Below are 7266 nucleotides of genomic sequence, written 5' to 3' on the forward strand. Positions count from 1 at the left end.
TGTATAAGAAATAAAATGTATGACATACTCACGGGTAAACATTGGCAAACAACGAATATATCTTATGGTTTCGGACCACTTGTGCCACTTGAAACTCAGCAGTTGTTTAGAACAGTAGCTGAGGATATCACTAACAATTCTCGTCTAACGTTAACTGAGCAAGCAAACCCAGATATTCTTATTGGTATCGGTGAAACATTGGGGCACTTGGCGCTTGCCTACTTCCCTGGCGATCGACCAATAGATGGGGACATCATTTTGAATGCAGATTTCACTAGCCAACCTACTTCGTATCAATCTACTGTTGCTTACCATGAGATAGGACACGCATTAGGATTGAATCACGAGAACACAAGAACGGATTCAGTAATGACCACAAACTTAGCTGGAACTAGCGTAGAAAGAATCTTAAGCAGGTTTACTCCCTACGATTGGTGGGCGATAGAGACCACCTACTATTTAATCAAGTAACTTTTTCTACTTGAAGACTACTGCTTCATAAGACTAAAACAATCGAAAGCACTTTTCTTCTACTACAGTTTTGTCCTCTGTGGCGGGCAATTTTTGACATATTTGCAAACTCCTTTTAGTAATGCTGGACTATCATAACAACACTTGAATTAAAAGTCAATGAAATGGTATCAAAGGAATTTGGCAAAGAGGTTAGAAAACTTAGGGAAGAGGCCAACCTCTCCCAAAAAGAGCTAGCAGATAAAATAGGAGTTAGTGCTTCTTACTTGTGCAAAATAGAAAAGGGCGTTTCTCCATACTTCCCGAGCAGTAAAGTGGTAAAAAATCTGTCAGAGTTGTTAGAAGTTGAAAAAAACTTTTTGATGTCGTTTAGCAACAAAATCTCTGAGGAAGTACGCGAAGATTACATTTACTTGGTCAAGAAATATCCAGAGACAACTAATCTGTTGAAAAAGATGGTAGAAGATTCTAGGTTTGCTGAGGAAGTTATTGCCAAGATAAAAATGGAATATTTACTTTAACAAGTGGCTACCGCCTTAGAGTACGGTGTTTTTGAAGATAACTATGCGAAGGATATTGTTCACTGGTCCGAGAAAATTGACAGTACCACAGAGAGAGAAGGTCTGGGAAACTGCTAAAAGGTATTTTCCTGAAAATTTTGGAGAAAACTGTCTATGGGTACTAGGAGACGCTCCTGGAGTTGATACTATATTAGGAGAATTAGCGCGGAAAAACGATTGCCATTATCTAAGGCTCAATGTAAGGCAGGAACTGCAAGCAGATATCAGAACAAGGAATTGGGCTTATGCAGAACGCTCTCAGCGAATGGTAAACACGCTATCGTCTGGAGATATTGCAGTAGGCTTTCCTAACAAACCTTGTCCTAACAATTGCACTCCTAAATCTCCTTGGAGCGGTGGAGGCAGTGGCACATGGGGTACGCTTGCTGCCAGCAAAGCAGTCAACGGAGTAGAGGTTTTTGCTTACCCAATAGTAAACGTGCCCTTGCCTAGTTGGTTGCAGTGTAAGCAACTCAGCTTGTTCTAGAAATTACCTTTAAGGTGTAGGCAAAAACTAAAGGCTTATCCTAAACTACTCATCACAAAACACAGGTAAGCTAACCTCTCTAGCTTGCCTGATTTTTTCAACTTTGAGTGGCTACTGCCATTGATTATGGTGTACTAAAAGGAAAACAATTATGGGATACACTCATTATCTTGAAAGACCTCCAGAGTTTCAGAATTTTGGAGCGATCGCCTTAGCTACCAAGCTATGCTGCGAAGCGGTAAGAAAGCTAGGCATAGATATTGTTGGCGGGCACGGAGAACCTGACTCAGAGCCAGAGTTTGGCTATGACAGGATTTGGTTCAATGGCTCATCTAAGCAAAAACCAGGGCAGTGGACTGCTGAAGGAGACTTCGGCATAGTGTGGCCGAGCAATAAGAGCAAACCAATGCCATCCTCCGATACAGTTGTTTCTGGACAATGGTTTGGTGGCGCTGAATTAGAGAAACGTATCGCTCCTAACGGCGACGGTAGCTATGAAACACTGAACATTTCCAGAGTCTATAAGGCCAATGAATGGTCTAAGAAAGACGAAAACGGTAATTACTTTGACTTCTGTAAGACTGCTTATCGCCCATACGATGTATTAGTGATGTGCGCATACCTAGTGGCAAAGTATTACGACAACCGTTGCGTAATTGGTAGCGATGGTCAAGCTAGCGAATGGAAGATAGCAGTAGCGATAACTGCCAAAGCTCTGACGACAGAGGAAAAGGCATTGTGGAAGCTATTGGAAATCGGTAGCTAACTATATTAGAGGGGGTTTCTACCCTCTCTTTTTATAGCAGTCGAAGCATAGCGCGCGGACATTGCCAAATATTATTTGCGCAGCATTTCTACAGGAAAAACGAGCGTCAGAGATTACTTCTGACTTCGCGCCTTCTGTACGTCGCCAATCCGACGGCTCCCCTATCTGACTTGCGCGTAGCGCTATATGTGGCTATCGCCGTTGGTTTTGGTGTTGATAATTTGGAAAAATGGCATTAGTAAAACAAAACGAATCTCAACCAAAGCCAACGTTAGTAGAACTAGCTAAAGACGTTCAGGACTCCTTGGACATTTACCAGTTTGCGTTAGATTTTGGCGATACCGAAACTATCACAGAATGTGAGAAAGAGTTAGAAGAATCTATCAACCAGTTTGGTAGCAAGCTCGAAGCGTGTTACTTTGCAGCTAAGATGCTCAGTAAAGAGGGTGATGCCCTCATAAAAGAGGCTAGCTCTATGAAAGAGAAGGCTGGTGTTAAGAAGAAAGCAGCCAGCCGTATTATTGATATGGTGAAGCACGTTATTCTCTCATCTGGCAACACTTACAAAGGAGAATATTATAAGTTCATTGTTTGTTCTAATAGTGTTGCTCCTGTTTGGAAGCAACAGGATGTTGATTCAGCTAATGTGCCAGATGAATTTGTTGTGACTGAAACCATCCAGCATATTGACTGGAAAGCCATTGAAAAGCTAGCCAAAGAGTCAGAGGATGGCTGTGTCTATGGTAAGAATGGAGAGATTATTGCCAAAGTTTTGCCACGCGGTAAGCACGTTCGTATTAAATAGTAGTATTTGAGCAGTGGCAACTTTGCTGCTGCTTTCAGGAGGCATAATGCAAAGAATTAACAAGAAACCATGTCGTACCTGCCCTTTTGCAGGGGAGGAGCCATTAGATATAACTGAAGGAGCAAGGCAAGAAATAGTGAGTTATGTTATTGCCGGCACTAATCATTTATGTCACAGCGACGAATCTAACCAGACTGTTTGTCGCGGTGGACGAGACATCTACTTGAGAGTAGCCACAATGACAGGCGCAATTAAAGCTCCAACTGATGAAGCACTAGCAGAAGCGATGAAAGAGGCTGGCTTAATCCCAGGCTTGCATATCAACAACTGTTGACTTCTAATACTAACCTTTGATTTTGTAAAGGTATCTTGCTCTAAAAAATATTGGTAAGATTTAGAAGGTTGTAGGCTATCCTGCAACCTTCTCCATTTTTTTTACTCACACTAAGGAGAATCAAATGTCAAGCAACGGAATGGATAGAAGCAAGCTCTCAAAATCAATGTTGAGGAAAGCTCCTGAAATGCAGGCATTAGCTAATCGCATTGATAAAGCCATGCCTTACAGGTTTCCCAGGGGCTACATGGAATGGAATGAATTGAGAGCTTTGGTAGCAATGCAAATGGTGTCAATTGCCCACAGTGGAGTAGTTAAAAAGCTTAGTTCCATGGATGACCAAGCAGGATATTTTAACGCTCATAGATATTCATTGTGGGCTGTGCAGCAAGCTCCTATCTATTGCTTGTCTAAGGAAGTATTTCATGCAATGCTCAACACAACTATAAATGAAGAGATTATTAAAAATCTGAAGATATCGCTGCCGACTATGATGTTATTATTTCCAGACAACTCACTCCGTAGTAGTGAGGCAGCAGTAGACCATCTAGTAATCCACACCAGTGATTTGAGATATCCTGAGAATAGTACGGGAAAAAACTTTGGGCACGAAGTCAAGTATTTATCCCAAGAAAAGAAAACAATTATCCACTGCACAACAGTAGACCAAAACTCAATTACTTGGCTGGCTGGAATAGGCATTGAAGACGGGAAAGTTAATTATGATAAATCTAATAGGCTAGGAGTGTTTACTGTTGACAAGGATGATGATGAATTCCTTGATATCATAAGACAAATAGCTTTGATGACCTATATTATTTTGCAGTCTAACCCAGAAATGATAGGGGAGGTCGCCGAGTCTGAAATTCCCAAAACCGTTGGTAAAGGATTCACCCCGCAACAAAAAGGAAAATACATCAAACCCAGGATAATACGGGTTCCAAATAATAAAAAGGCAAAAGTTGAAAGCCCTACCACCAGGGAAGGGAGTCATTCTAGCAAGCGCACACACTGGAGGAAGGCGCATTACCGCAACATCCAATCAAAAGACGGACAACCTAAATTAGTCTACGTCCGTGTAGCAATTATCAACCCTCAGTAATACAAATGTTCTGTTGTAAGAGGAACACTCTTGCAGCGGACATAAACATAGAGTGGCTATCGCCGTTGGTTATGGTGCAGTTGTAGCTGTACTTGAAAGTAAATTGAACTCAAAAAAATGACTCAAAGTAAACCGAAACTAAATGTGTTTGGAACAAAGCCAAAGGGAGTAATTCTTTGCCCTATGATTCCTTACAACTTGCGCAACGACTGCCAGGTTGGCCAGTGGACTAATGGACAGAGTATGCTTGGTGACAAGCTAGCAATGACTATTATTGCCAAAAGTGAATGGTATGGCAATTTAGGCAGCACTACGGATGCTGACTGGTGGCAGCTTTGGTTTGTCGCCGAGCGCAATGGTACTGCTATTCCTGTACCTTTCGAGACAGTCATGGTGACATATATCAAAACCGAATCATTAGGTAACTTAAACACTTTAGTAACTACCATGATGGCCGATGGTTCCGAGCCAGCAGAGAAAGTGTTTCTCCCAACCTTTATCAAGAAATCAACTACCCTTGACGATGGCAAGACTGCTAATTATTGGGCTATTACTTGGGAGTGTCGAGAACGCACTTCAGACGATACCAGCATAGGTTCCCTGGCTGCTACCATTCAAGAGAATGTATTTATTGATTCTGTAGGTACTCGCAAGATGATGAAAGGTAGCTATGCTTCTTTAGTTGCTGCTGGCAAAATAGTACCTCTCGAAGACGAGCCAATTACTGGTACAAAGCAACAAGCATTACCCTCTGACTCCTAAGTATCCTTAGTTCTCTAGTAAGCACCTCTAGTAATAGGGGTGCTTTTTCCCAATGCTTGATAATTCTTTAGAAACACTGTCAAAAATAATTGTGGCCTCATCCAGAGCTAATGGAGGTGACATTCAATCCAATGATATCCAGAAGGTACTCAAGGTTGCCGAAAAATGGTCGCTCTCCCAAGCATACATAGCTGTGTACTTGGAGTCTGCTAACCACTATTTCAATACACAACAGACTGAGCATAACCTGAAGCGACTGATGATAGCCATGAGAGCTGGATATCAAGCTATGAAGATTTGTTGTGGGCAAGAACCGTTTGTAGCTAAACTAACAGGGTTTAACTGGATGGAAATTGCTAACAGTAATGGTGTAAGGCTGTTTATGGCAGTCCCCAAAGGCTGTTTTCAGTAAGCAACAAAAATAGTATGCCTGCTTTAGTTGCATTATGATACAGCAGCATTCTAACACAACCTTTTCAATTATTTGACATAAAAATGGCTGACTATGATGACAACATCGCGGTCAGCTTTTTTTTATGGCAAAGAAGTAATTGGTTTTCTAGCGCACGAAAACCCCAGGCAAATTAAGACGTGATAGGATAAAAACAATTGTAGCATGACTCCAGAACAAAAGACACGACTTCTAAATTGGGCTGCCACCCACGAAACTCCTTCTGACAATAACAACAAAGTCCTGACTTGCACATCATTAGACGTAGAAACACTATGCCCCCGCGTGTACGCATCTAACCATGGAACATACGCCCTGTACGAGGTTGCACCAGGCTTGTTATTTAGTATTGCTAACAGATGTACTTCACCCAACTGGAGAATTCCTCAAGACTTTGATACTTGGCTGCAAGTATATGTGGGATATGAACAGGAAAACTACAATAAAGTGCGACAGTATTTTTCCTGTAAAGGTTGCGAATTTACTAGCCGTAAATCTAAGCGACCACAGTTACTTAAAAAACCGTTAGAGCTGAAACTTACTAAATTCAAAGTTTACGATATTTTGTATTATTTTGAATCGACTAACTTAGACCCAGTTTTTGTAGTTTTCTAGTAACATTTTTAGTAGAAAGACTGCTACCAATGGATAATGGATAATTGATAATTAATCCCCAAAGGTTTAAAGCCTCTCCTTTTAAGGAGAAAAAAAGGTGCTAAGAGATTTCCGATCAATTCAATCAAGCACGGTTTTAACCAAAGGTAATTATTCATTATCCATTCTCTATTATCAATTAATGAAAGTCTTACTACTGTAAGTCAAAAATAACTATGGTTCAACAAACAATAATTCCAATATGCTCAACAGTGCTAGGAATTCCATTACTCCTACTGTCATTTGTATTTTTTCAAGATTTCCGAAATGATGGCAAAAAAATTGCTATTTTACTTATGTTCTTAGCAGTGGAGAAGCTTCTCAGTATACTTTTATTACCAAATATTCAAGCAGATAAATTCTATTACAGCCTTGATTTGGGGATGTCTTTTCTATCATTTTCCTACGCAGTAGGAATGCTAATAATGAACGGAAAAACAATAGTTAAAATCAGTAAAACCAGAAAAGGTAGAGGGTGAATATGAAAAAAGAAGACACTGGCTTTATAGTCTTTAAAAAAGAATTTTCTGGGAGCTTTCAGTCTCTAAAAAGTATCGTTAAATTCTTATTATACAATCCTGGTTTTGCATACTTAGTAGCCAGAGGAATAAAATTAATTTTAGAAGATGGATGGATAATATTATCAGGTCTTTGTATTGGAACTGGTATTGGTGGTATAGTTATGTACGCTTTAATACCTTTTCTAGATGAATCTGGCAAGAACGAAGGGTTGAATTTTTACCTATATTTTTGTTTTTTACAAGGAATAATGCTACCAATTATGTTCGGAATTGCAGTGGTTAAAAACTTTCAAGTAGAAGCAGTGTTAAGTATTGTAATGTTAGGGATTGAATTGGCAAAATTTACTTTTTGG

At 40.2% G+C, this 7266-nt stretch carries 12 protein-coding genes; all 12 read left to right on the forward strand.

What is annotated here, in order from left to right; all coding sequences use genetic code 11:
* The first annotated feature begins 15 nt into the window (after positions 1-15).
* Positions 16-471 (forward strand): matrixin family metalloprotease, encoded by a 456-nt coding sequence (locus tag F6K13_RS10985; protein WP_287287378.1) that lies wholly within the window; start codon positions 16-18, stop codon positions 469-471.
* 164 nt (positions 472-635) lie between these two features.
* Positions 636-992, forward strand: a complete 357-nt coding sequence (locus tag F6K13_RS10990) for a helix-turn-helix domain-containing protein (protein ID WP_287287379.1) — start codon at positions 636-638, stop codon at positions 990-992.
* 76 nt (positions 993-1068) lie between these two features.
* Positions 1069-1518, forward strand: a complete 450-nt coding sequence (locus F6K13_RS10995; RefSeq protein ID WP_287287380.1) for a hypothetical protein — start codon at positions 1069-1071, stop codon at positions 1516-1518.
* A gap of 151 nt (positions 1519-1669) precedes the next feature.
* Complete coding sequence (locus tag F6K13_RS11000) at positions 1670-2284, forward strand: hypothetical protein (RefSeq protein WP_287287381.1); 615 nt, start codon at positions 1670-1672, stop codon at positions 2282-2284.
* 229 nt (positions 2285-2513) lie between these two features.
* The gene (locus tag F6K13_RS11005; RefSeq protein WP_287287382.1) at positions 2514-3089 is read left to right on the forward strand and encodes a siphovirus Gp157 family protein; all 576 of its coding nucleotides are present in this window, start codon (positions 2514-2516) and stop codon (positions 3087-3089) included.
* A gap of 46 nt (positions 3090-3135) precedes the next feature.
* Complete coding sequence (locus F6K13_RS11010) at positions 3136-3423, forward strand: hypothetical protein (protein ID WP_287287384.1); 288 nt, start codon at positions 3136-3138, stop codon at positions 3421-3423.
* Between the two features lie 124 nt (positions 3424-3547).
* The gene (locus F6K13_RS11015) at positions 3548-4525 is read left to right on the forward strand and encodes a hypothetical protein (RefSeq protein WP_287287385.1); all 978 of its coding nucleotides are present in this window, start codon (positions 3548-3550) and stop codon (positions 4523-4525) included.
* Between the two features lie 117 nt (positions 4526-4642).
* Positions 4643-5287, forward strand: coding sequence for a hypothetical protein (locus tag F6K13_RS11020; protein ID WP_287287386.1), 645 nt, complete (start codon positions 4643-4645; stop codon positions 5285-5287).
* 52 nt (positions 5288-5339) lie between these two features.
* Positions 5340-5699, forward strand: coding sequence for a hypothetical protein (locus F6K13_RS11025; protein WP_287287388.1), 360 nt, complete (start codon positions 5340-5342; stop codon positions 5697-5699).
* 204 nt (positions 5700-5903) lie between these two features.
* Complete coding sequence (locus F6K13_RS11030; RefSeq protein ID WP_287287389.1) at positions 5904-6353, forward strand: hypothetical protein; 450 nt, start codon at positions 5904-5906, stop codon at positions 6351-6353.
* A 215-nt stretch (positions 6354-6568) separates the two neighbouring features.
* A complete protein-coding gene (locus F6K13_RS11035) occupies positions 6569-6871 on the forward strand; it encodes a hypothetical protein (protein ID WP_287287391.1) in 303 nt (100 codons plus the stop codon).
* 2 nt (positions 6872-6873) lie between these two features.
* Positions 6874-7266, forward strand: a 393-nt coding sequence (locus F6K13_RS11040) for a hypothetical protein (protein WP_287287392.1), incomplete at its 3' end; no start/stop codon positions are given.

It is taken from the genome of Okeania sp. SIO2B9 (genome assembly GCF_010672505.1).
Taxonomy (GTDB): Bacteria; Cyanobacteriota; Cyanobacteriia; order Cyanobacteriales; family Microcoleaceae; genus Okeania; species Okeania hirsuta.